Genomic DNA, 23,447 nt, shown 5'->3' on the forward strand with positions numbered 1-23,447 from the left:
GAACGAGACTCCCCGTCGTCGAGATGAGTGGTTGCTGGACGTTCATCCAGTGGCTGGTCGTTGGAGCACTGTCGAGGCAATTTCGGTGCTGACAAGGGCCGACGCGGCTCGGCGGTCCACCTTGCCGTTGGTGTTGCGAGGAAGCTCTGCGACGACCAGGACCCGCCGGGGCACCATGTACGGCGGCAGATCGCGGGCCAGTTCGGCGCGGACGTCGGTTGGATCGCGGTCCGGTGCCACGCAGACCGCGTAGAGCCCGAGCGCGTCGGCCGTGTCGTGGCACACCACGGCGACGGCGTCCGCCACGCCCGCGAGGGCACGCAGCGCCGCCTCGACCTCGCCCAGCTCCACCCGGTACCCGTTGATCTTGACCTGCTGGTCGGTCCGCCCGAGGAAGTTCAGCGTGCCGTCGCGCAGGGTCACCCGGTCCCCGGTTCGGTACCAGCGGTCCGGCGCGACCACCGGGTCCCCCGCCTCGGCCTCGGGGTGGAACCGGCCGGTGTTGGCCATCGGGTCCAGGTAGCCGGAGAAGCGCTGCGGCCCCCGGACGCACAGCTCGCCCTCCGCGGCCGGGCGGCCGGATCCGTCGAGGATCGCGTGGTCGAGCCCCCGGTAGGGCAGACCGATGGGCACGACGCCGTGAGGTGAGGACGGCCAGTCGGCGGGATCCGGGGGCACGACGAAGTCGCTGCAGCTGATCGTGAGTTCCGTCGGCCCGTACAGGTTGGTCAGCGTGCTCGCGGGGGCGGCCGCCTTCCAGGCCCGGGCCTGCTGCCAGGTGAGCTGCTCGCCGCAGAACAGGCTGTGCCGCAGCGACGGCATGCTGTCCGGCGTCAGCCGTCCGCCTGCCTGCGCCCGGCTGATCGCCGACGGCACCGAGAACCAGTGGGTGAGGGCGTTGTCGACGACGAACCGCACTGGCCGCAGCAGGTCGTTGCGGCTCGCCACGACCACGGTGGCGCCCGCGGACCAGACCGCGAACAGGTCGAACACCGACAGGTCGAAGGTGAGGTCGAAGGTCTGCGAGCAGCGGGAGCCGGGAACGAGGCCGTACCTGCCCCGGACCGCTTCCAGGAAGGCGGAGACGTGGCGATGCCGGATCGGCACCCCCTTGGGCGTGCCGGTCGAACCGGAGGTGAACAGCAGGTATGCCTCCGACTCGGGCGCGTCGGCCAGCGGCGGCACCGGGGGCAGCTCCGCCGGGTCCGGTGCCGGGTCTGGCGTCAGCGTGCGGATCCCGTCGAGACTCGGGACGGTCGACCGGGGGTCGGCCAGGACGAGGCCGGCGCCCGACGCCGCCACCATGTGCCGGGTCCTCGCCTCCGGGAAGGCCGGGTTGAGCGGGACGACGGATCTGCCCAGCCGCTGGATGGCGAGGTAGCCCACGTAGGCGGGCACGCTGCGCTCGGCCAGCAGACCGATCCGCGCGGGTACGGTGTCCGACTCGCGCACGATGCGCGCCGCGAGGGACTCCGCCATGTCCGCGAGCTGCCGGTAGTCGAGGCGTACGCCGCCGACCTCGAGGGCCGGCCGCGTGCCGTGGCGCGCGACGGAGGCGGCGAACCAGTCGTAAAGCATCATGACTCCGTCCAGGACAACGTGCCGGCCGACGAGGTGGCGGTGCCCATCCCGAGCCGCAGCAGGTCCGTCCCCCGTTGGCAGAGCCGCATGGCACCGTCCAGCCAGCCGAGGTCCCCGGTGGCCTCCACCGGGCCGTGGCCGTCGACGCGAAGGCGCAGCCCTCCGTCGCCGGCGACCGGTCGGGCGAGCAGCAGTGCGAAGGCCGCCTCCGAGGCGGGTGCCTTGGCGTGCACCGCCGGCGCGTCCAGCTCCAACCGCGTGACCCGGGCGTTGGGTGCGGACTCGGCGCCTACCAGTAGCACGTCCCGGATCCCCTCCAGCCCCAACAAGGTGTCGGCGACGGAGAAGGCACGCGGGAGGAGGTCCGGTCCGAGGGCCGAGACGCAGGCCATGGGCCCGAAGAAGCCGTGAACACGGCAGAGGTGCCCGAGCGCCGCGGTCGGCGCCGACTGGAAGAACAGCAAGGGACCGACGCGCCGGTCGGCGGCCAACCGGCGCGACGCGCCGTCCAAGGTCTCGGTGTCACCGTGGCCGCCGACAAGGACGAGCGCCGTCGCCTCGCCACCCGCGGCCCCGCCGGGCGCGCGGTCGAGGCAGTCGCCGGCGACGGCGACGACGAGCGGGCCGAACCGGGAGTGGCCGAAGCCGGGGATGGAGGGCAGCGATGCGGGCGCCGCGCCGGGAAGCCCGCCGGCCTGTTCTCCCCACGGTGCCCGGCAGCTCAGGCCCTTCACGGTGAAGACGGGATCGGCGGTCACGCGGCGCTCCTCGCCCGGACGAACTCGAGGAGCGAGTACTCGAGCCGGGCCGGTCCGGGAACGGTCACCGTGTCGAGGACCTCCGTGCGCAGCCCGGCCTCGTCGGCGATGCGCCCGAGCAGGTACTGGTTCCCCAGGCTGCCGAAGCCGAGCAGCAGGCGTCCGCGCGGAGACAGGAAGTCCCGGGCCTCGCGGAGGTAACGCCGGTGGATCAGGTAGCCGGGGTCGAACACGATCCGCGCGAGGTCCTCCGTCACGCCCTCGGGCGCCGGCGCGTCGACGAAGGACGAATTCCAGAAGATGATGTCGAACTCGCCGGCCGGCGCCTCGGCGAACAGGTCGCTGTGGACGGTGTGCACGGTGTCGGCCACGCCGTGGCGGCGGGCGTTCAGCTCGGTGTTGCGCACGGCCGAGGCGTTGACGTCGACGGCCGTCACGTGCGAGCTGCCCTTGAGAGCCGCGGTGACCGCGGTGACGCCCGCACCACAGCCCATCTCCAGGAACGGGCCCGGGCCGTACGGGAGGCGGAAGGTGAACCAGGCCGTGGAGAAGTCGTCGGTCGGGCAGTGGACGCCGTCGAGCACGTCCCATTCCCGTCCCAGCAGCGAGCAGACGATGGGCCCGGTGCGCTCCGCCGGTCGCCGGGCCAGGCGCGTAGCCAGATCGAGGTTCACCGCGAAGCCTCCGTCGTGAAGCGGTGCGCGTCCGCATGGTGCCGCAGGGCGTCCGGGTCCCGCACCACCTTTCCGGAGACCGTGCGGGGCAGGGTGTCGCAGAGGACGAAGACGTTCGGGATCTTGAAGCCGGACAGGTGCTCGCGGCACCAGGCGATGAGATCGGCGGCCTGGACGCCGCCCTCCCGGGCCGTGACGTACGCCTTGATCGACGAGTCGTGGACCACCACGGCGTCGGAGACGTCCGGATGACGGTTCACCAGCACCTCCACCTCGCGCAGGTCGACCTTCAGGCCGCCGACCACCACCAGCGAGTCGGCGCGACCGTGCAACTCCAGGCGTCCGTCGGCGGCGAAGGCTCCCCGGTCGAAGGTGCGCAGCCAGCCGTCCCGGACGCGGTCCTCCGTGCCGGGGCCCAGGTACGGGGACTCACCGACGTGCACGTGGACCTCGTCGTCCTCGACCTTGACCCGGCCCGCCTGCAGGACCTTCCCGACGGACGGGGGCGGGCAGGGCGTGACGAGGTCGGCCGTGATGATCCCGGTCTCGGTGGTGCCGTACACCGGGCTGATGGGAATCCCGAGGCGCTCGTGGAACCGCGACCACAACTCCTGCTTCATCAGCTCGCCGGCCGACACGGCGAGCCGCAGCGCGGGCAGGTGCAGGGCACTGGTCCTGGAGATCACGTCGAAGTGCATCGGCACGCCCAGGATCGCGTGGATGCCCGCGGCCCGCGGCCCGCGCAGCAGCGTCCCCAGGCCGCGCGCGCTGGGCAGCACCGTCTCGGCTCCCACGTTGAGGGCGTGCAGGATTCCGCCGATCAGGCCCATCGTGTGGACGGGCGAGTTGAGGACCAGGACCCTCTCCCCGGCCGTCGGCATGCCGGGCAGCGCCGCGTACCTGTCCAGCTCGTCGAGGATCGACCCGCTCGACCGGCCGATCATCTTCGGGGTGCCGGTCGACCCGGAGCTGAACTGGATGAGGCAGTGCTCACCGGTCGCGGGCCGGCCGCCCGGGAGCTCCAGGACGTCGACCCGGCACTCCTCCGGCGGCGCCGAGTCGATCACCTCGGCCGGGGCCGTCACCAGGGTCTGCGGGCGGCTCAGCTCCAGCAGCCGGCTCAACTCCGAGGCGGTGTGCCGTGAGTCGATGAGGACGACCGTCGCCCCGCGCGACCAGAGCGCCAGCAGCACCTCGATCAGCGTGAAGCTCGGCGGCAGGTACAGGGCCACCGACCGGCCGGCGCCGATGCCCTCGGAGGCGAAGCGGCGGCCGTGGTCGCTCACCCGGGCCGCCAGCTCGCCGTGGGTCACGGCGCCCTCGATGCGGGCGAACACGGCGGCGGGGTCGGCGTTCTCCAGCAGGTTCGCGCCCCACCACTGCGGCGTGGATGTCATCGGCGTCTGCTTTCACTCGGTACTGAACAGCAGGGCGGCATTCGCTCCCCCGAAGGCCGCGTTGAGCGACAGCGCGTACTTCAGTTCGGCGGCTCGGCCCCGGTTGGGCACGCAGTCCAGGGCGCATTCCGGGTCCGGGTCGAGGTAGCCGGCGGTGGGCGGGATCCGCTGGTCCCGCAGGGACAGCACGGTGATCACGGCCTCGACCGCCCCGGTGGCCTCCAGCATGTGCCCGGTGGCGCCCTTGGTGGAGCTCACCGGGACCGCGCCCGCGCGGGCGGCGAACACGTCGTGCACCGCCGCGGTCTCGGCCTTGTCGTTGACCGGCGTGCCGGTGCCGTGCGCGTTCACGTAGCCGACGTCGTCCGGGGAGCACCCGGCGACGCGTAGCGCCGCGCGCATGGCCCGCGCCATGCCGCGGCCGGCGGGATCGGGCTGGATGGGGTGGTGCGCGTCCGCGGACATCCCCCACCCGCGCAGCAACGCGAGCGTCGTCGCCCCGCGACGGCGCGCCGACCGCACGGACTCCAGCACCAGGACCGCGGCCCCGTCGCCGTGCAGCATGCCGTCGCGTTGCCGGGAGAACGGGCGGACCACGCCGCTGTCGCTGAACGCGCCGCCTGCGTCGAACTTCGAGAAGATGTCCTCCGACACCGTGTACGAGCCACCGCAGACGACGAGGTCGGCCTGCCCCGAGCGGATCAGCTGCGCGCCGTAGGCCACCGCCGTGGTCGAGGAGGTGCAGGCGTTGCTGAACGCCATCGGCGACGGGCCGAAGCCGAGCTCCTGCGCCAAGGCGGCGGCCAGCGCGGCGGGCGCGCTGGTGCCGAGCCGGTCGTCCTCCCACCGGTCTCCGCGCTCTTCGGCTCGCCAGAACTCCAGGACCGCTGACCGGTCACCCAGCGTCCCGAGCAGGAAGGGCGCTCCCCGTGCGCGGGTTCGCGCGCCGTCGAGGGCCTCGTGCGCGCAGGCACGCAGAAGGCCCAGCTGCGTGGGAGCGCCGGACGCCCAGACCGCGTGGTCGTCCGGCAGGGTGGCCGCGAACCGGTTGTGGTAGGGGGTGGTGTCGAAGCGGGTCACCGGCGCGAACGCCGCCTCACCCCCGAAGACCCCGCGCCGCACGGCATCCACGCCCGCGCCGAAAGCCGTGCACACCCCGATGCCGGTGATCGCCACGGGCTCAGACATCGCTCGTCGCCTTCGCCGTGTCGCGTTCCGGGAAGCGCGCGTCGAGCAGGGTGAGCAGCGGAGTGGCCTTGACCGCGGTCTCCTCGTACTCCGCGGCCGGGTCGGACATGGCCACGATCGCGCCGCCGACGCCGTAGCTGATGCGACCCGGCTGTGCCACCAGCGTGCGGATGGCGATGCTCAGGTCGACGCTGCCCGACAGCGAGAAGTACCCGATCACGCCCGAGTAGATGCCGCGGGGCCCGTCCTCCAGCTCGTCGATGATCTCCATGGTGCGCAGCTTCGGCGCCCCGGTCATCGATCCGCCGGGGAACGCGGCCCGAACGCAGTCGACCGGGCTGCGGTCGGGGCGCAACCGCGCCGTCACGGTGCTGATCAGCTGGTGCACCGTCGTGTAGGACTCGACGACGAACAGCTCCGGGACCGCGACCGAGCCGGTCACCGCCACCTGGGCCAGGTCGTTGCGGAGCAGGTCGACGATCATGAGGTTCTCGGCTTGGTCCTTCTCGGAGGTCGCCAGGTCCTCGCGGAGCCGGCGGTCCTCCTCGGGCGAGCTCGACCGGGAGCGCGTGCCCTTGATCGGCCGGGCTTCCACGCGCCCCTCGCCGTCGATGCGCAGGAAGCGCTCGGGCGAGGTGCTCAGCACCGACAGCTCACCCATGCGCAGCAGCGCCCCGAAAGGGCCTGGGTTGTCACGGCGCAGCGAGGTGTACGCGGCCCACACGTCCAGCGTGCAGTCAGCGCTGAGCATGTTGGTCAGGCAGACCTCGTAGCTCTCGCCGGCGGTGATGGCGCGCTGGCAGGACTCGATGAGGTCCAGGTAGGTGTCTCGGTCGTGGCGCAGGGACAGCGACTCGGTGACCGGCTCCGGTCGCGCCGGCGAGCGTCCGGGAGCACCCGGGATCGCCTCGATCCGCGCGCGGGTGTCGGCCAGCCAGTCCCGGGCCGGTGCCTCGTCGCCCGTGTGCAGGGCGACCAGGTACGTCGTCAGGGTGCCGTGGTCGAACACCACGTACCGGTCCGCGAAGATCAGCGACGCGTCCGGGTGCTCGGAGCGGTGGCGCGAGCGGGCGCCGCACTGGGCCTTGAGCTCGTAGCCCAGGTAGCCCACCCAGCCGCCGCGGAAGTCGAACGGCAGGCTCTCGCCGCCGACGACTTCCGAGTTCTTGAGGCGGTCGTCGAGCCAGTCCAGGAACGGCCGGGTCTCGTCGCGGGTGCCGTCTCCCGCCCGCACGGTGACCGTGCCCTGCGCGACATCGGCCGTGACGACCTCCGACGTGGGGCTCTCGGCCGCCCCGAGCACGGAGAAGCGGCCGAGACGCGGATCGGGACGGCTGCTGTCCAGCCAGAACGCGAACGGCCGGTCGAGGAAGAGCTCCTCGTAGACCTGCTCCGGGGCACGGTCGGTCGGAAGCTGCTCGACCAGCAGGCGGTACGTCACCCGCTGGTCGGTGTCCACGCGCGGCGCGGACACCGGCTGCGGGGGTCCCGGGCGGACGGTTCGGCCGTGCCGCCGGTTCCAGTCCTGGCTCAGCTCCGCGAAGTTGGCCAGCAGGCGATGACCGTGCTCCGTCGCGATGGACTCGGGATGGAACTGCACCCCCCACTGAGGGCGGTGGCGATGGCGTAATGCCATCAGCACCCCGTCGGGCGTCCAGGCGATCGGATCGAGGTCGTCCGAGAGGCGGTCGACCACCCACGAGTGGTAGCGCACGACCTCGTACTGCGTCGGGATGCCGGCGAACAACCCGGTGCCGTCGTGCCGGACGAGCGACTTGCGGCCGTGCCGGGGCTCCGGGGCCAGCGCGATCGACCCGCCGCCCAGCATCGCGATGCCCTGGTGCCCGAGGCAGACGCCGAGCAGCGGAATCCGGCCCGAGGTGACGACGTCGCGGCAGATGCCGAAATCGGCCGGGACACCCGGTGTACCCGGACCCGGCGAGATGACGACGTTGTCGAACGCGTCGAGGTGCTCCGGCCGCCACCCTGGCTCGTCGTTGCGGATGACCGTGGGCTCGACTCCGTTGACCTCACCCAGGTAGTGCGCCAGGTTGTACGAAAAGGAATCGTAGTTGTCTATGAGCAAAGTCCTCATACGTGCTCCTCGGCGCGGTTCCGGGCGATGTCCAAGGCCGCCGCGATGTGCTCCAGGTCTTGTTCCTCCGCCGGGGTGTCCAGGATCAGCGTGGTGTAGCCGAGGTCGAGGTAGCGCCCGATCTCGTGCCCGACCGCGGCGTAGTCACCGACCAGGTACGGGCAGAAGGTCCGGTAGTTCTTGAACGGCCGCATCCAGTACGTGTCGTGGTGATCGGCAGCCTCGGCGAGTTGCCGGTGCCACTGCGAGTCCGAGCGCGACATGGCGAGCCGGTGGCTGACCTGCCCGGCGCGGTCCTCGGGGAAACGCGCGAGGGCGACGTCCCACGCCTCGGCCGACGTCGGCCGGGTGATCACCCCGATGCGCAGGCCCTGGGGGATCGACGGATCGGCCGCGACCTGCTTCCCCGGTTCCTCCGGGTAGGAGACAGCCGTCGCCGAGGCGGCCCGCGCGGCGGCCATCCCGGCCGCGGAGGAGCCGGAGAACAGGAACCGGGGAGCCAGCTCGGCCGGGAGCGCGGTCTCGAGGCGCAGCCCGGTCACGGAGTAGTAAGCGCCCTCGAAGGTCACCGGTTCCCGCGAGGTGAGCAGCCGCTTCATGATCAGGGAGTACTCGACAGCCCGGTCGTAGCGGTCGTCGTGGGCGAGGTCGTCACCCATCGCCCGCAGGTCCCCGGTGAACCCGCCCGCGACCATGTTCAAGTCGACGCGGCGGCGGTGCAGGTACGCCAAACCGGCCACGAGCTTCGCGGCGGTGAACGGGTGCATGTACGCCGGCTGCACGGCGACCAGCGGAGCCAGTCGCGCGGTGGCCTGGATGATGGTCTGCGCGATCAGCCACGGGTCGACCGACCGGTTGTCCGTGTAGACCAGGACCCCTTCGTACCCCGCGCGGTCGCTCCAGCCCGCCACCTCGCGGACCCGCCGCAGGTAGTCCGCGCCGTGCTCCTCGACCGAGGGAGGACAGGTGCCGAAGAGGGTGATCCCGCTGCGTGGTCGGCTCATCGGGCCACCTCCTGACCGGGGGTGGTCGCGGTCGGGGAGCCGCCGGCCAGCGGTCGGCGTCGGGTGAGCAGGGAGATCCGCGCCGGGTGTCCCGCATCCTCCACCAGGGAGATCCAGTCCTCCGCGACGCGGCAGAAGGCCGAGTTCAGGGCCTGTTCGGCCGAGACCTCGTCCGGCGCCAACACCTCCCAGCGGACCAGGCTGTTGATCAGGTGGGGGTCGAAAGCGGTCCAGGCCCCGTCCAGCCTGATCTCGGGCCAGTAGTGTTCCAACGAGTAGGGGCTGGACAGCAGCAGCCCGAAGCTGCGCCGGGCCTCCCACTGCTCCTCCGTCGCCCGCCGGACGAGGAACCAGGTGGCCAGTTCGCAGTCGGCCAGCGAGGTCTCGGCCAGGAACGAGAGGTCGCGGCGCAGGGCCTCGGGCAGGAAGTAGAACTCGAACCCGGACACCTCGGCGAAGAGCCGCCCCAGCTCCGGCGGGGCGTCGGCGGCACGCCCGGTGGCGCCGACCTCCAGGCTCAGCGTGAATTCCCCGGCCGCGCCGGAAGGGCTCGCCCCGAGGACCAGCGCCTCGGCGCGCGGACGGAAGTCGCACCGGTGGCCGGGGTCGGGGGACTCGCACTCGGCCGCGACTTCGACGTCATACCGGAACGGGCGGTTGTCCACCACCGCGCGCAGCACGTCGGGCCATCGTCGCATGGCGAGGTAGCGGGGCGAGGGCAGGCGCAGGGCCAGGGAGGCGTTGGCCAGGTCGAGCTCGTCGAAGTACTGCTCCTCGCCCGACGTGCGGTGCGGGAACCCGAGGTCGAGGAGCGCTGACAGGACCGGCGCACCGATCCGGAACACCCGCTGGACGACCGAAGCGTCCTGGTCGAAGACGCGGTGCCGGTCGGGCACGAGCCGTGCCCGGTCGGCGATGACCCGGAGCAGGTCGGCGTTCACCCGGAGTCCTCCCGCGAGTCGGAGATCAGGTTCCAGAGGGAGCCGGGCGAGGAGAAGATCTCGAAGGCGATCATCTCGTCGGGGATCACCACCCCGAAGGTGTCCTCGATGGTCACCAGGAGCCGCACGACGGTGAGCGAATCCATCCCGAACGCCGTCAGGTCGCTGTCCTCGTGCAGCGTCGTGCCGGGCGGGAGCTGGCCGGCCATGCACTCCCTCAGCACCGCCTCGAAGTCCGGGTTCAGCGCGGTGATCTCGGACCCCTCAGACACCAGCGGCCTGCCGGTTGCCGTAGAACTTCCGGAGCATCCCCACCAGTTCGGGCGCGTAGCGCGCGGCCGCGAGGATCTCCGGGGGCGGCGTGAACCGCGGGTGGATCATCTCGGCGAACCGCGAGAACTCCATGCGCAGGCTGTGCTCCATGGTGCGCGGCCACTCGACCGGGACCCTCCAGTCGTGCTCGTAGCCGGTGGCGACCATGTGGGTGACCGAGGACTCGACGATCTCGCGGCGGCTCGCCGGCTGGATCGGAGCGCGCACCGGCTCGAAGGGGGCGAGGTCCGCACGCGGCTCATCGCCGAGGATCCTGGACGTCAGCTCCGCGGCCAGCAACGGGGAGAGGTGCAGACCGTCGCGATAGGTGCCGGTCAGCATCCACAGACCGGGCATGGCCGCGCCGATCAGCGGGAAGCCGTCGAGTGCCACGGGCCGGTTCCCCACCTGGATCCGGTTGACGCCCGCCGTCCAGAAGTCCCGGTGCAACTGCCGTGCCGCGCAGTCGAGGAGGAACTGCACGTCCCGGATCACCGGCGTGCTCACCGGCGCGGTCGAGATGACGTTGGTCGCCCCGACGTACACCTCGGTCGCGTTCCTCGGGACCAGGTGCAGGCCGCAGGCGAAGGCGCGGTTCGGCGTGCGGATGACGTGGCGGGGCCCCGGTGACTCGGGAGCCGACAGAAGCATCGAGAGGCCGTAGCCGGAGATCAGCGGCGGCATCCGCTCCGCAAGTCCGGGAACGCTCCCAACGACGGCCTGTGAAGCGGCCCCCGCGGCGAGCACGACCTCACCGCCGGACAGCGCCGCACCGGAGGCGAGGACGACGCCGCGGGCCCGCCCGGCGAGGTGATCCAGTGCGGTGACGGAGCCGTCGACGAGCACCCCACCCCGGGCGACGAAGGCCGCCTCGAGGGTGGTGAGCAGCGCGGCCGAGTCGATCGCGTGCTCGTCGGGGATGAACAGGGCGCGCAAGGGCCTTGAGGCGGCGTCGGGCGAGAGCCAGGCGATGTCGTCCACGTCGAGCTCTTCGTGCTTCTGCTCGTAGGTGGTGAGCGCGCTCTGGATGGCCTGGAAGTTCGCGCTGTCGATGCCGGCCACGCCGACGGTGTTGAGGATGACCACCGTGCCGTCGGCCGTGACCAGGTCGGCGGCGTTGTCGCCGGTGTCCGACGTCAGCTCTTCGAGCCACCGCGGCCACAGCTGCTGCGCCTCCACGCCGAGGTCGAGCTTCCGCCGGCCCTCGCTGCTGGCCAGCAGTGAGGAGGTGACCTCGCCGAAGCATCCGAGCATCGCCCCGGCGGCCACCGACGCCGCGTACGGGCGCGACCGCTCACCCACCACCGCCACCGAAACGCCGCGGCGGACCAGGCTCAGACCCAGGGACAGGCCGAGCACGCCATTGCCTACCACGACCACGTCGTAGCTACCGCCGTCCGAGACGGCACCTCCGTGCGGCACGCGACTACCCCCTTGCGACTCGGAAACTGATGCGTGTGATGGCTCGGTGGCCGAGCCCTCGAGAGGACTTCAGTCGGTCACGGCGAAGCGATCCGGGTAGATCTCGGCCAGGTACTGGTGCACCGAGCGCGCCGAGTTCAGGCTCAGGATCACGTCGCGGCCCGGCTGCTGGAGGTCGACGCCGAAGCGCTCCTCGAGCAGGTGCTGAAGCCAGACGAAACCGAAGGAATCGATCACGATCTCGGTGTCGTAATCAATGGGAGCATCGATCATCTGGATGGACATGCATTCACCGATGATCGCGGTTATTTCATCGCGCGTTACCATGAACTCCCCCTCCTGCATCGAGCACCACAACGCGGAATGCGTCATGGAACGACCCTGGAAGCATGGATCCCGAAGGCACGGGAACGGGAGTGGGCACGTCGCCACGATGCCATCAGATACGACGTCCCGCAGCGCCGGCATGAGCCACTGACGATGCAGAACAATCCAGGGCATCAGCGCCCCGCAAACCCACAGATGTTTACCCCCCTCGCAGGACCTCCCCCGTGGCCGCGGAAGTCAGACAACCACACGTCACTCAATGCATCAAGAGTCCGATTGGCACACGCGGTGGCACGTCCACCGGAGCGAATCAGACGCCGCCGCGGTCGACCTCGGCGATCCGGCGCGGGGCCGTGTCCCGCGTGGCGAGACCCCGAGCAGCGCGAAACTGCTGGTAACGGGCGTCCGCCGAGATCAACTCGGTTGACCGGAAGCTTTCACGATGCTGCCCCATCCGTCCGAAATGACCGTGTTTGGCCGCGCGATCGGCTCGATCACCGATGCACTGCGGCACACCGCATCCAGCGTCCGACGCCGGTAGCGCGAGCCAGTCCAGGCCCTCAGTTCTTGCCGGTCGTCATCCAAAGGGCGGGAAGAACTGACGATGACCTGGCGCGCCGACCTACGCAGCTGACGAATGGTTGAGGCTTGCACCCTCCCAGCCATCTATGGTTCGCTGATGTTCGCTGTCGATGTTGCCGACGCGTCCACCGCGCCACTATTCGGCGTTCGCCGACAGGGACAGCGGCGGGACAAGACGGTTCCCGTTTTCGCCGACACACCGCTCCGCACTTGCGGTGGTGTGGAGTCGCGTGCGACCGGCGAAGCCCGCACGTGTTGAACGAGCAACTCGGCGCCGCGCCGGCATTCCCTCTTCCCCGCCCGGCGAGGGCGTCATCTTCCGTCCAGAACAGGGGTAGCGGCGTGCGAGAAGAGCTGACGAACTTCTCCGGCGGGGTGCGACGCGCCGGACCACTGCAGTCGGGCATCTGCCAGCTGGAGTGGATGTCCTACCGGTCCGGCGCCCACGGGCTGTTCCCCAACATCTGGCGCGTCGTCGCCGTACCCGAGGGTTTGCCGGACGAGGCGGTGAGCGCGGTGGTGGGCGACCTGCTTCGGCGGCACGAAGTGCTCCGGACCACGTTCGACGCCGACGAGGCCGGGCGGCCACGGCAGAGCGCGCACGAAACCGTCCTGGCGACGCTGCCCCGCCTCGCCGACGAACACTCCCGCAGCCGCTTCGTCGAGACCCCGTTCGACGTTGCGGCCCAACCCCCGATCCGGTTCGGCCGCACGGCGAACAGCGACCTGATCTTCGCGGTGGCCCACATCGCGGCCGACGAGGCGGCGGCCGAGACCCTCGTCGCCGAGCTCACCGAGCTGCTCGCGGCGCGGCACCAGCGGCGACCCGCCCGGCTCGGCGCCGACGTGCCGCAACCGATCGACCGGGCGCTGCACGAGCGGGGACACGGCAGGCCTCGCGTCGAGTCCGCTCTACGGCACTGGACCGGCACGCTGCGGGACTTTCCGGCGTCCGCCCTGCCGGTGAGCCGTGGCCGGCCCGGAGCCGATGTGGTGTTCGCGGACCTCGAATCGCCCGCCGCGACCCGAGCGCTGGCGATCCTGCACCACACGTACGCGGCGTCACCGGCGTCGGTCTTCATCGCGGCCGTCTACACCGCCTTGGCGATCCAGTACGACCGGGCGCAGCTCGGCTTGAGCCTGACCTGGTCGTTCCGGGAACTCCCCGACACCGGCGAGATGATCGCCTCGGTCTTCCGGGACATGCCCCTGCTCGTCGACGTCGGCGGGCAGCCGTCGTTGTCCGAGGTGCTGCGCCGGGTGCGGAAGGCGATCCTCGTCGGCGGTCGGCACATGGGCTTCGACGTGCTGGAGTTCCACGAAGGCGCGGGACGGGTCGAGGCCGAGCGGGGCACGTTCCTGGCGGGTCCCGAAGCCGTCAGCTGTCGCTTCGACGGCATCGACTGGGAGGCTTCGGACCCCGGCGTCGATCCGCGCGCCCTGCTGACCCGCTCGCGGGTCACCGTCGGCCGGATGAACGAGTTCCACAACCTCTGCAACCTGTTCGTCAGCGCCTCCCCCGTCGAAGGGCGGCTGCAGATCCACGCAGCCATCGACGCGGCCATCGCGGGCGACCGGGACGTCGTGGGGCTCGTCCGGCTGATCGAGGCGATCCTGGTGCACGCTTCCGCCGCCGGTGACCTCGCCTACCCGGAGGCCGAGGCCCTTGCCCCGGAGCGCTGGCGGCCGGGCGCGCGCTGGACCCGGATCGGCGGCGTCTGGGTGGACTTGGACTTCCTCGCCGACCGCCTTCGCGAGCATCCGGCGATCCACGGCGCCGAGGTCCGCGAGGACCAGGGCGTGGTCACCGCCCATGTCGACGCCGACCTGGAACCGTGGGAGCTGCGCGACTTCCTGCTGTCGACCGACAACGGCCGGTGCGCCATGGCGAGCCCGCACCACTTCGTCGTCCGTCGGGCGGACGGGCGCACGGTCGCCGGTTCGGGCGCCCAACGACCCGCACGGGCACCGCGAGGCCCGGCCGAGCAGGCGCTCATGCGCGCGGTGGCGGAGGCCAACGGATTGGTCGGTCTGACCATGGCCGGCACCTACCTGACGGTCGGCGGCCGCCTCCACCACGGCCCCCGCGTGCTGTCCCTCCTGTGGGACAACGGGTTCGACGGCATCTCGGTCGCGGACCTGCGCCGGCCGACCAGCCTCGTGGCGCTCGCCGGACGACTGCGGGTGCGGTCGTCCATTCTCCAACCTGGAGGTGGTGCGTGACCCTCAAGGACCTGCCCGGGGAACGTTCGTGATGTCGCGCAGGAGTCGCCGGCCGGCCCACCTGGGTCGGGTCGTAGGCGTCGCGGACGCGACCCGATCGGAGGCTCGTCGATGGGAATGCTGACCGGCGTGGAGCTGAACGGCGCCTCTGCCACCATCGACCAGGTCAAGGCTCTCGCGCTGACCAACTACGGGCACTTCACGTCGATGCTCGTGGAGCGCGGCCGCGTCCGCGGCCTCTCCCTCCACATGCAACGGCTGTCACGGGACTGCCGGCAGCTCTTCGGCACTGATCTCGACACCGACCGCGTCAGGCAGCACGTCCGCCACGCCCTCGGCAGCGGTGGTCCTACGACCGTGGTTCGCATCACCGTCTTCGATCCAGCGCTCGACCTGGGCACCATCGGTCACGACGCCACACCTCACGTGCTGGTGACCACGCGGCCCGCCGGTTCCGGCAGTGGGTCGCCGTTGCGACTGCGATCCGCGTCGCATCAACGCGAGATGCCATCGGTCAAGCACATCGGCCTGTTCGGCGCACTCCACCAACGGAGGACGGCGCAGCGGGAAGGCTATGACGACGTCCTCTTCCTGAATCTCGACGGGTCCATTTCGGAGATCGCCACGTCGAACATCGGATTCGTACGATCCGGACGCGTCGTGTGGCCCGAGTCGGCGTGCCTCGCCGGGGTCACCATGACGTTGCTCAACCAAGCCCTCGATGAGCCGGTAGCCACCGAATCGCTGACTCTCGGCGACTTGGAGGGCATCGATGCCGCCTTCGCCACGAACGCGGCCACCGGCGTCCGAGCTGTCGCCTCCGTGGACAGCACCACTTGGTCGTCAACCGTCAACCCGGTGTTAGGCGGGCTGCGTGACCTGTACGCCGACATTCCCGCCGAAGTCGTGTAGCCGGCCCGTGTCGAGCCGCGGCCGGGCTGCGCGAGGTGGACGGGTTCTTGTCGGATGAGGTTGGAAAGGCTCACTGTTCCGCCCTGCGGACGTGCCGGCTCCCGACGTCACCCGAAGGTGTGCCCGACTGCTCGCGGCCGACCAACGTCGGGCATCCGACACCGCCCCTGTTCGAGCCGGGCGGAGCACCGGCCTCCAGACCACTACTTCGAGTGATGAAACGTCCACGGTCCCGGCGCTAACCTTGGTCGACTACTGCTTCGACAGCACTCTCGCCGGTGACGCGGAACCGCTCAAGGTGGCCTCGCCGAAGAGGTTGCGCGCCGAGGCGACCCCGGCGATCACCGACCTGCTCCACGAGATCAAGTCGAAGGCCCGGCACGCACGGATCGTGGTGCTGGGGTACGCGCCGATGTTCGAGCCGGACACCGACTGCACCGGAATGATCAGCAAGCAGGAGAGCAACTGGTTGAACGAGATGGCCGGCCTGATGCGCGAGTCGGTGCAGGCCGCGGTGGCCGCGCTGCATGTCCGTCGACGACACCGGCGAATCCGGGGAGCCGACTGAAGTGGTGTCGAGGTGGTACCAGAAGAAACTCCGGCGACCCGGCCACCGGCCGGTTCTCCTACCAGCCACACAACTACCCCCGGAAGTCCGCAGCGAGTGGCGGGCGGTCGCGGCGGGTGGGGTGACCTCGTGGCGGGACCCGCGGACCGGGTCCGACTGCTACGGCGGCGGTCTGGAGGTCCAGGGCGACCCCGAGTTCTACCTGGACCACTACCCGATCTGCTGACCGCCCGGCCCCCGGCCGGGACGCCCACGGGACTCCCGAGCCGGTACCCCTGCCGACGACGTAATCGAGAACAACGACCAGAGGAGTGGGATTTTCATGTTCGCCAAGACCGCCCGACTCGCCGCCGCCCTGTCCCTGGCGGCCGCGGCCACCGCGACGGCGACCGGAACCGCCGCCGCCGAGACCTACTGCCAGGACATCGGCAACGGGAACTTCTGCATGAGCGTCGACGGCACCCCCGAGGAGGGCACCCTCGTCACGATGACGTACCACAAGGAGGAAGGTAATCCGATCACCATCCGGTTCGCGTGGTGGTACTACGCCGGTGACACCTCTTACAGCGGCTGGCTGCCGGCTGCGGCGGGCGATCGCCTCGTCTTCTACGACTCGGCAACTTACGAATGCGTCTACGGGAAGATGGAAGTGCAGGGAGGTCCCACGTACTACCTCGATCGGAACCCGATCTGCCCGGGGTGACCGAACACGGCCGGCGGCCGAAGGCGCGTCCGAGAGGACTCCTGACCATCGGCGGTTCCTCGACGGCCCCGACCCGCGCCGGTACCGCCTGAACCTGGTCCAGGTCGGCCTGCGCGGCAACGTCTCCGCGGTGGCCACCCAACTCGACGGCGCCATGCGCGGCTCGACCCGGACCGTCCACAGTGACACCCCGGTGCCGCAGTTCCTGCAGTAGCCCGGCCCAACTACGAGTCAACGACAGAGGGCCGTCCGCGCAGTGCGGAGGGCCCTCTGTCGTTGATCGACGGCGAAATCAAGCCGCTGAGACGACTTCAACGTTGGTCAGGTGCACATCTGCCGGACAGGCGACCAGATCGCGAAGCCGTACCCCTGGACGTGGACATTCGACCAGGCCCGCATCACCGCGTCGCACGGTCGCTGCTGCGTCGGCGCGAAACAGGCTCGCGTGAAGCCGCCGTTGAGCGTGCTGGAAAGGCAATCCCGGTCGTAGGTGAGGACCCCATTCACGTAGAGGACCACATTCGGTGCCGCGAGGGAAACCGCCGAGCTGCCGTGATTGGCGACGATCGCCACGGCCTGCGTGGCGTCGCCGTTGACGACCACGCACGACTTGACGGTGACATCGTGTGTTGGATGGCTGACGGAGGTGCAGTGGAACTTGTTGGTCTGCGTGACCTCCTGCCAGTACGGATCGGCGCTCGCGGTGCCGCCGAGCACGAGGAACGAGCCGGCGAGGGTGAGCACCGTCGCCAAAGTCTTCACCAAACGGATCGCTGATCCTCCTTGGAACGCCCATTGCGTGAAATCGTCCCCGAACGCGGGTCCCGATCCACGCGGATCTCCGGAAGGCTGACGAGCCGGGAGTGGACGCCGGGGCTTGGTGCGACAGCGCCCCACCCCCGTGAACTACCTGTGCCGTGGAGGTGCCGGTTCTCGTGGGCAGCTTTGCTGCACCGACGCCGTGGCCCCCACGCGATCCCTCTCGTCCCCGCCTCGTGGAAGGCCCCGTCCCTGGATGCTATTCAGCACTGGGACCCGAAGCTGTCAGGTGAACGCCTGACAGGACAGGCGCCCGACGGAAGCTGTTCGTCGGCCTGCACGGTTCCAGTCCCGCCGGGCGGCCGAACGAACCGGCCGACGCGGCGCGCGGGTTCCTCACCGCCCTCGGCGTCGACCCGGAGGTGCTTCCGGCGGAGCTGGACGCGCTGGCCGCGTTGTACCGGGCCAGGTGGCCGGACGGCGGATGCTGCTCGTTCTGGACAACGCCGCCTCCGCCGAGCAGGTCGTGCCGCCCGCCACCTGCCTTCGGACCTCCTCGCCCGCGGCGAGGCCCGTGCTCTGCCGGCCGCACGCCTCGGCGGCCAGCGCATCGAATCCGAACCCCGGGTGACCAACCCGGTCCCGTGCTTTCGTTGTTCGAGCCCCTGCCACGAAGGCCACGACATCACGGACGCAAACTCCGGCGACGGACTCGTGGACGCCAGAGCGTGTTGACCTGCGAAGCGACAGTCCACATTGGACCACACAGGCAAAGCGGCCTCGCCCTGGCTGTTTGCCGGCGGACAACCGAGTCGGCCCACTACCAACTGGGCGGTGTTCCTGTCAGTTCGGAGCCATGAGCCTGGCCTCCGCTCGCACCTACGACCGGTTGGCCGACGTGTTCGAGCGGGCGCAATGGGTCGGCGACACGGCAGCCCGCCGGGGCACCTCGACGGCACCGACCACCTCACCCACGCCGAGCAGAACTAGTGGCCCATGCCGAGACCACCGTCGACCGGGATCACGGCACCCGTGATGTAGGCCGCGTCCGGGCCGGTCAGGAATGTCACCACTCCCGCGACCTCGTCCGCGGCCGCGTCCCTGCCGAGCGGCACCATGCCGAGGATCTCGGCCTTGCGCTGCTCCGAGAGCGGCGCGGCCATGTCGGTGTCGACCAGGCCCGGCGCGACCACGTTCGCGGTGATCCCGTGCGGGCCGAGCTCACGCGCGAGCGACCTGGCGAGCCCGACGAGACCTGCCTTCGAGGCGGCGTAGTTCGCCTGGCCGGGCCATCCGTACAGTCCCACCACGGAGGAGATGAAGACCATCCGTCCCCGGCGCATCTTCATCATGCCGCGCACGGCGCGCTTCGCGGCCCGGTACGCGCCGGTCAGGTTCGTGTCGACCACGTCGGTGAACGCCTCTTCCTTCAGGAAGGCGAGCATGTGGTCCGACGTGATCCCGGCGTTGGCCACCAGCACCTCGACCGGTCCCTGCTCCTTCTCCACGGTCCTGAACGACGCGTCCACCGATGCCGCGTCCCGCACGTCGCACCGCACCACGGACAAGCCCTCGACCGGTTCGCCCGACCGTGAGGTCACCGTGACGCTGTCGCCGCCGGCGGCGAGGCGCCGCGCGATCGTCAGCCCGATCCCTCGGTTGCCTCCTGTGACCAGTACCGAACGCCCCACGTTCCCATCTCCTGTCGTCATCGTCATCGTGCGCCGGCGGTGATGGGCAGCGCGGCCCAGCCGGATATCGTGTGAGAGTGCAGCCGCACCCCTGGCCCGGCCGGGGCGAGGTCGGTGAATCGGCCGAACAACTCGGCGAAGAACAGCTTCAGGGTTTCCCTGACGACGGAGTTCCCCACGCAGTAGTGCGGTCCGATGCCGAAAGCCAGGTGCTTGTTCGGCTGCCTCCGGACATCGAAGGTGAACGGGTCCGCGAAAACGTCCTCGTCACGGTTGGCCGAGGCAAGCCAGACGACGACCGCCTCACCTGCTTTGACCTGCCGTCCCCGCAGCGTCACGTCCCGAACGGCGTACCGCATGAAATGCGTGTTGGGCGTGGCCCAGCGCAAGGCCTCCTCCACCCCACTCCCCAACAGGGACGGATCGGCAGCCCACTGGTCCAAGGTCGCCGTCCCCATCAGGTCGGCCAACGTGCTCGCCGGGACCTGGGAGATGGTCACGCTGCCGCCGAGCAGCAGGCTGTAGCAGTTCGACACCACCTCGCCCTGGTTCAGCGGGCGACCGTCCCACACCGTGCCGATGAGCAAGCTGACCAGGTCCTCACCCGGATGGGCACGACGGTGGCGCACGATGTCGTGAAAGTAGGCGAAGAGCTCGCGGTGTGTCGCCTCGAGCACGGCTTCGGCCGCACCTGCCCGTCCGAAGAGCGGGTCCTCGGGCGCGACGGAGGCGATGCTGAGCTCGGCCAGGTGGGGCCAGTCCTCGGCCGGCAGGTCCATGAGGGTGCCCATCACCGCCACGGCCAGCCCTCGCATGTGCGCGGCCAGGTCGTAGGACGTGCCGTCGGCCAGGCTCGCGAGCGTGTCGCACACGATCTTCCGCAGGCGCTCGTGCATCGACAGCACCGGCTTGGTCCCGAGCGCCCGCTGCATCGGCATCCGCAGCGTGGTGTGCCGGGGTGGATCGGTCGCCACCAACTGCTTGCCACCAGCCGGGTCGTCCCGGCCGAGCAGGTACAGCAGGGTTCCGCGCTCCGACGTGAACGCCGTGGCGTCCCGGAGCACCTCGGCGGCCTCGCGGTACGACGTCACGGACCAGAACGCGCGTCCGTCGGGCAGGGTCTGCCGCATCACCGGCGACTCGCGGCGCAGACCGGCCCAGAGGGCGTGCGGTGCGCCTCGGCCGTGGAACGCGGGATCGACGAGTGCCATGGCGTCAGCGGCGACCGGCCACCGCGGGGTGTGCGTGTTCACGGGGCCGGCCGAAGCGTGATGAACCGCTGCTGCCACAGGGCGTGCAACTCGTGCCTGACGTCCTGGTCGATGCCGCGCGAACCAGCGAGGGATCGCAGGGTCCGCACCCCGTCGGCGGACGCCAGCAGGGTGAAGAGATCGAGGGAAACCTCCATGGTCGCGCCTTTCGGGTGGTCCAGGGAGATCTCGCAGGAGACCTCGCGTCGGCCTGCCGCGGTGTGCCTGATCCGCTGGCTGAGGCGGGTGACGGGCCGGAGTCCGGGGGCCAGGTCGTCGAAGGCGAGCGTGACGTCCCCGCGCCGGCGCACCAGGAAGTCCTCGATCACGAGGAAGTCCAGCTCGGTGGTGAGGAAGCAGGTGACGGCGTCCTGCGTGGTCTGCACGATCGGCTCGGCGTTGTTGTTGAACGACGTGTTGAGCAGCACGGGCGTACCGGTCAGCTCGCCGAACCGATGAACGAGGTCGTGGAACCGCCTGTTCGACGCCGGGTCCACGACCTGGACCCTGGCGCTGCCGTCGATGTGCGTGACGGCTCCCAACTCCGCCCTTCGATCCTCGCGCACCGCGACCACGAACGACATGAAGTCGTAGTTGGCCCGGGTCGCCGGCAGCACGAAGTAGTCACCGGCGGCCTCCGGCGTCACGACCGGCGCGAACGGCCGGTACGCTTCTCGCTTCTTGATCATCGCGTTGATGCGCCGCTTGTTGTCCGCGGGCCGCGCGTCGGCGAGAATGCTGCGGTTGCCGAGCGCACGCGGGCCGTATTCGGAGCGGCCCTGTGCCCAGCCGAGCACCGCACCGTCGGCCAGCAGCCGTGCGGCGGTCGCCACGATGTCCGGCGGTCGCTCGTACTCGATGAGGTCACCCCAGGAGGCGAGCTCCCTTTCGACCTCGGCGGGGGTGCCGAGGTCGGGCCCCACGCTCGCGGTGCGCATGCGGGGCTGTCTGCGTGGGGCTGCCCCCAGCTGCAGAGCGGCGGCCAGGGCGGCCCCCTCGGCGGCCCCGGCGTCGTGCGAGACCGGGTGAACGAAGACTTCCCGGAACTTCCCCGAGTCGAGGATGCGTCCGTTGAGGGTGCTGTTGTGCGCTACGCCACCGACGAAGCAGAGGTTCTTCAGCCCCGTCTGGTCGGCCCAGTGGCCCAGGACGTGCAGGGCGATCTTCTCCAGCGCTTCCTGGAGCGCCGCGGCGAAGTCCTTGTGCGCCTGGGTGAACTCCTCACCCTTGCGGCGGGGTGACATGCGGCTCGGGGTGAAGTGCCGGAGCGTGAAGTCGCCGCCGTCCTTCAGGTCGTACAGGGAGCTGAACATGTCCCGGTAGGTCGCGGGGTCTCCGTAGGGCGCGAGCCCCATGACCTTGTACTCGTCGCCGAGCCCGTACCCCAGCACTCGGGTGTTCGCCAGGTAGAGGCCGCCGAGCGACTGCCCGAGACCGTAGGTGGCGAGGCTCTCCAGGTGTCCGTCCCTGCCGCGGAAGATCGTCGTCGAGTGCTTCTCACCGCGGCCGTCCATGACCACCACCAGCGCGTCCGTCATCCCCGAGCGGAGGTAGGAAGAGATGCCGTGGGCGACGTGGTGCTCGGTAAAGACCAGCGGTCTGTCCGACACGTCCACCCCGAGGGCTTCCGCCAGCCGAGCCATGACGAGCTCACGCGCGGTGGGCACGGGAAGCTGCGGCCGGCCGGAGTAGATCACGCGGAGCGACTCGTCGAGCAGGTCCTCGGCGAAGAAGTGCCCGACCGCGGCGATGTCGGACGGCGACACCCCGGCGACGTCCAGGCAGGCGCGAATCGCGTTGATCGGGAACTTCGTGGTCTTCTTGATCCGGTTGAACCTCTCCTCCTCCACCGCGGCCACGAGTTCGCCGTCCCTGATCAGGCAGGCGGCCGCGTCGTGGAACGCATCGTGGAAGAAGGCCCCCTCCATGTTGGGCACCAGATCGGTGTCTTCGCCCGAGAAATGCCCGCTCAGGCCAAGTACGAGCATGCTGCACACTCTCTTTTCTCAGTCGGGGTCTCGGAGTCCGGCCAGGTCCCGCGCGTGCACGGCGGAACCGAGCATCGCCAGCCGTTCGGCAGCGCTTCCGCCGAACGGGGACACCGTGAGGGTCGTGACACCCGCGGCGGCGAACGCGCGCATTCGTGACGCGATGCGGGAGACCGGTCCCAGTAGCGAGGTGGCGTCGATGAAGTCGAACGGCACGGCCGCCGCGGCGCCGGCGAGATCTCCGGTGAGGTAGCGCTCCTGCACTTCGGCGGCCTGCTCGGCGTACCCCATCCGGCGTGCGAGCTGGTTGTAGTAGTTGTCTTCCCTGCTTCCCATACCTCCCAGGTACACGGCCGTGTACCAGCGCACGGCGTCGGCGCAGGCGCGCACGTCGTCGCCGACGACGATGGGGGTCATCGACACCACGTCGGGTGCGCGATCCGCGGGGGCACGGGCATGAAGGTCGCCGAGCAGCTCGGGCGCGAACTCGGGCGCGAAGAACGAGGCCAGCCAGCCGTCCGCGATCTCGCCGGTCAGGCGCAGGCTCTTGGGGCCGATCGCGGCCAGGTAGACCGGGATCTCGTCCTGGGTGGGTCGAATGCTGAGCGTCAGGGGTTTTCCCGGACCGTCCGGCATCGGCAGCGTCCAGTGCTCACCGGAGTACGTGAGGAGGTCCCGTCGCAGCGCCGTGCGCACGATCTCCACGTACTCCCGGGTGCGGCCGAGCGGGTCGGCGAACCTGACGCCATGCCACCCTTCGGACACCTGGGGTCCGGAAACGCCCAGGCCCAGCCGGAACCGCCCGCCGGACAGGTTGTCGAGGGTGGCGGCCGTCATCGCCGTCATCGCCGGGGTCCGAGCGGGGATCTGGAAGACCGAGGATCCCACCGCGATCCGCTGGGTGCGCGACGCGATCCATGAGAGGACGGTCGCCGCGTCCGAGCCGTACGCCTCCGCGACCCAGCACACGTCGTAGCCGAGGCGGTCCGCCTCGCACGCCAGTGCCAGACCGTTCGCGGCGTAGCCCGCGCCCCAGTAACCGATGTTCACGCCGAGCTTCATGCTCGCCTCT

At 70.4% G+C, this 23,447-nt stretch carries 20 protein-coding genes; 4 read left to right on the top strand and 16 right to left on the bottom strand.

Translation table 11 applies throughout. The annotated features are described in order from the left end of the window. Window positions 1–42 precede the first annotated feature (42 nt). The 11 genes from AB0I91_RS18745 to AB0I91_RS18795 all read right to left on the bottom strand — a co-directional run bounded on the left by AB0I91_RS18745 (window position 43) and on the right by AB0I91_RS18795 (window position 11,744). Window positions 43–1,581 (bottom strand): amino acid adenylation domain-containing protein, encoded by a 1,539-nt coding sequence (locus AB0I91_RS18745; RefSeq protein WP_499637738.1) that lies wholly within the window; start codon window positions 1,579–1,581, stop codon window positions 43–45. Beyond that, window positions 1,578–2,339 (bottom strand): ketosynthase, encoded by a 762-nt coding sequence (locus AB0I91_RS18750; RefSeq protein ID WP_499637741.1) that lies wholly within the window; start codon window positions 2,337–2,339, stop codon window positions 1,578–1,580. Before AB0I91_RS18750 ends, AB0I91_RS18745 begins: the two co-directional genes overlap by 4 nt. Beyond that, a complete protein-coding gene (locus tag AB0I91_RS18755; RefSeq protein WP_499637744.1) occupies window positions 2,336–3,013 on the bottom strand; it encodes a methyltransferase in 678 nt (225 codons plus the stop codon). The genes AB0I91_RS18750 and AB0I91_RS18755 overlap by 4 nt, the downstream gene beginning before the upstream one ends. Continuing rightward, entirely contained in the window at window positions 3,010–4,410 is a 1,401-nt protein-coding gene (locus tag AB0I91_RS18760; RefSeq protein WP_499637747.1) for a class I adenylate-forming enzyme family protein, read from the bottom strand. Before AB0I91_RS18760 ends, AB0I91_RS18755 begins: the two co-directional genes overlap by 4 nt. A gap of 12 nt (window positions 4,411–4,422) precedes the next feature. Next, window positions 4,423–5,598 carry a beta-ketoacyl-[acyl-carrier-protein] synthase family protein gene (locus AB0I91_RS18765; protein WP_499637750.1) on the bottom strand — a complete coding sequence of 392 codons (1,176 nt, stop codon included), beginning with the start codon at window positions 5,596–5,598 and terminating at the stop codon, window positions 4,423–4,425. Next, window positions 5,591–7,693 (bottom strand): aminodeoxychorismate synthase component I, encoded by a 2,103-nt coding sequence (gene pabB / locus AB0I91_RS18770; RefSeq protein ID WP_499637754.1) that lies wholly within the window; start codon window positions 7,691–7,693, stop codon window positions 5,591–5,593. Before pabB ends, AB0I91_RS18765 begins: the two co-directional genes overlap by 8 nt. Continuing rightward, window positions 7,690–8,697, bottom strand: coding sequence for an LLM class flavin-dependent oxidoreductase (locus tag AB0I91_RS18775; RefSeq protein WP_499637757.1), 1,008 nt, complete (start codon window positions 8,695–8,697; stop codon window positions 7,690–7,692). The genes pabB and AB0I91_RS18775 overlap by 4 nt, the downstream gene beginning before the upstream one ends. Then, window positions 8,694–9,638, bottom strand: a complete 945-nt coding sequence (locus tag AB0I91_RS18780; protein WP_499637760.1) for a hypothetical protein — start codon at window positions 9,636–9,638, stop codon at window positions 8,694–8,696. Before AB0I91_RS18780 ends, AB0I91_RS18775 begins: the two co-directional genes overlap by 4 nt. Continuing rightward, window positions 9,635–9,910: a phosphopantetheine-binding protein gene (locus AB0I91_RS18785; RefSeq protein ID WP_498783702.1), complete on the bottom strand. Its 276-nt coding sequence runs from the start codon at window positions 9,908–9,910 to the stop codon at window positions 9,635–9,637. Before AB0I91_RS18785 ends, AB0I91_RS18780 begins: the two co-directional genes overlap by 4 nt. Next, window positions 9,903–11,324: an NAD(P)/FAD-dependent oxidoreductase gene (locus tag AB0I91_RS18790; protein ID WP_499637763.1), complete on the bottom strand. Its 1,422-nt coding sequence runs from the start codon at window positions 11,322–11,324 to the stop codon at window positions 9,903–9,905. The genes AB0I91_RS18785 and AB0I91_RS18790 overlap by 8 nt, the downstream gene beginning before the upstream one ends. Window positions 11,325–11,441: 117 nt before the next feature. Then, window positions 11,442–11,744, bottom strand: a complete 303-nt coding sequence (locus AB0I91_RS18795) for a hypothetical protein (protein WP_498783706.1) — start codon at window positions 11,742–11,744, stop codon at window positions 11,442–11,444. Window positions 11,745–12,623: 879 nt separating this feature from the next. On the opposite strand from AB0I91_RS18795, the gene AB0I91_RS18800 reads away from it, so the two are divergent. From AB0I91_RS18800 to AB0I91_RS18815, 4 genes are all read left to right on the top strand, one after another. Continuing rightward, complete coding sequence (locus tag AB0I91_RS18800) at window positions 12,624–14,504, top strand: condensation domain-containing protein (RefSeq protein ID WP_499637766.1); 1,881 nt, start codon at window positions 12,624–12,626, stop codon at window positions 14,502–14,504. A gap of 111 nt (window positions 14,505–14,615) precedes the next feature. Continuing rightward, window positions 14,616–15,416: an aminotransferase class IV family protein gene (locus AB0I91_RS18805; protein ID WP_499637769.1), complete on the top strand. Its 801-nt coding sequence runs from the start codon at window positions 14,616–14,618 to the stop codon at window positions 15,414–15,416. A 244-nt stretch (window positions 15,417–15,660) separates the two neighbouring features. Then, a complete protein-coding gene (locus AB0I91_RS18810; RefSeq protein WP_498783712.1) occupies window positions 15,661–15,984 on the top strand; it encodes a hypothetical protein in 324 nt (107 codons plus the stop codon). Window positions 15,985–16,306: 322 nt separating this feature from the next. Continuing rightward, a complete protein-coding gene (locus AB0I91_RS18815) occupies window positions 16,307–16,687 on the top strand; it encodes a hypothetical protein (protein ID WP_499616830.1) in 381 nt (126 codons plus the stop codon). A 321-nt stretch (window positions 16,688–17,008) separates the two neighbouring features. Here AB0I91_RS18815 and AB0I91_RS18820 read toward each other — a convergent pair whose 3' ends face one another. The 5 genes from AB0I91_RS18820 to AB0I91_RS18840 form a co-directional block, all read right to left on the bottom strand. After that, window positions 17,009–17,449, bottom strand: a complete 441-nt coding sequence (locus tag AB0I91_RS18820; protein ID WP_499637772.1) for a hypothetical protein — start codon at window positions 17,447–17,449, stop codon at window positions 17,009–17,011. 983 nt (window positions 17,450–18,432) lie between these two features. Then, window positions 18,433–19,137, bottom strand: a complete 705-nt coding sequence (gene fabG, locus AB0I91_RS18825; protein WP_498783717.1) for a 3-oxoacyl-ACP reductase FabG — start codon at window positions 19,135–19,137, stop codon at window positions 18,433–18,435. A 23-nt stretch (window positions 19,138–19,160) separates the two neighbouring features. Continuing rightward, window positions 19,161–20,348, bottom strand: a complete 1,188-nt coding sequence (locus AB0I91_RS18830) for a cytochrome P450 (protein ID WP_499637775.1) — start codon at window positions 20,346–20,348, stop codon at window positions 19,161–19,163. Window positions 20,349–20,386: 38 nt separating this feature from the next. Further along, window positions 20,387–22,375 carry a carbamoyltransferase family protein gene (locus tag AB0I91_RS18835; RefSeq protein ID WP_499637778.1) on the bottom strand — a complete coding sequence of 663 codons (1,989 nt, stop codon included), beginning with the start codon at window positions 22,373–22,375 and terminating at the stop codon, window positions 20,387–20,389. 18 nt (window positions 22,376–22,393) lie between these two features. Next, window positions 22,394–23,437, bottom strand: coding sequence for an LLM class F420-dependent oxidoreductase (locus AB0I91_RS18840; RefSeq protein WP_498783723.1), 1,044 nt, complete (start codon window positions 23,435–23,437; stop codon window positions 22,394–22,396). Between the last annotated feature and the right edge of the window lie 10 nt (window positions 23,438–23,447).

This window comes from Actinosynnema sp. NPDC049800, from assembly GCF_040656635.1.
Classification (GTDB): Bacteria; Actinomycetota; Actinomycetes; order Mycobacteriales; family Pseudonocardiaceae; genus Actinosynnema.

Bases quoted from the DNA above. Each gene is read 5' to 3' on its own strand.
- AB0I91_RS18805 (WP_499637769.1), top strand. From the start codon at position 14,616: ATGGGAATGCTGACCGGCGTGGAGCTGAACGGCGCCTCTGCCACCATC.
- AB0I91_RS18775 (WP_499637757.1), bottom strand. From the start codon at position 8,697: ATGAGCCGACCACGCAGCGGGATCACCCTCTTCGGCACCTGTCCTCCC.
- AB0I91_RS18840 (WP_498783723.1), bottom strand. From the start codon at position 23,437: ATGAAGCTCGGCGTGAACATCGGTTACTGGGGCGCGGGCTACGCCGCG.
- AB0I91_RS18760 (WP_499637747.1), bottom strand. From the start codon at position 4,410: ATGACATCCACGCCGCAGTGGTGGGGCGCGAACCTGCTGGAGAACGCC.
- AB0I91_RS18830 (WP_499637775.1), bottom strand. From the start codon at position 20,348: ATGGCACTCGTCGATCCCGCGTTCCACGGCCGAGGCGCACCGCACGCC.
- AB0I91_RS18795 (WP_498783706.1), bottom strand. From the start codon at position 11,744: ATGACGCATTCCGCGTTGTGGTGCTCGATGCAGGAGGGGGAGTTCATG.
- pabB (WP_499637754.1), bottom strand. From the start codon at position 7,693: ATGAGGACTTTGCTCATAGACAACTACGATTCCTTTTCGTACAACCTG.
- AB0I91_RS18765 (WP_499637750.1), bottom strand. From the start codon at position 5,598: ATGTCTGAGCCCGTGGCGATCACCGGCATCGGGGTGTGCACGGCTTTC.
- AB0I91_RS18815 (WP_499616830.1), top strand. From the start codon at position 16,307: ATGTTCGCCAAGACCGCCCGACTCGCCGCCGCCCTGTCCCTGGCGGCC.
- AB0I91_RS18745 (WP_499637738.1), bottom strand. From the start codon at position 1,581: ATGATGCTTTACGACTGGTTCGCCGCCTCCGTCGCGCGCCACGGCACG.
- AB0I91_RS18835 (WP_499637778.1), bottom strand. From the start codon at position 22,375: ATGCTCGTACTTGGCCTGAGCGGGCATTTCTCGGGCGAAGACACCGAT.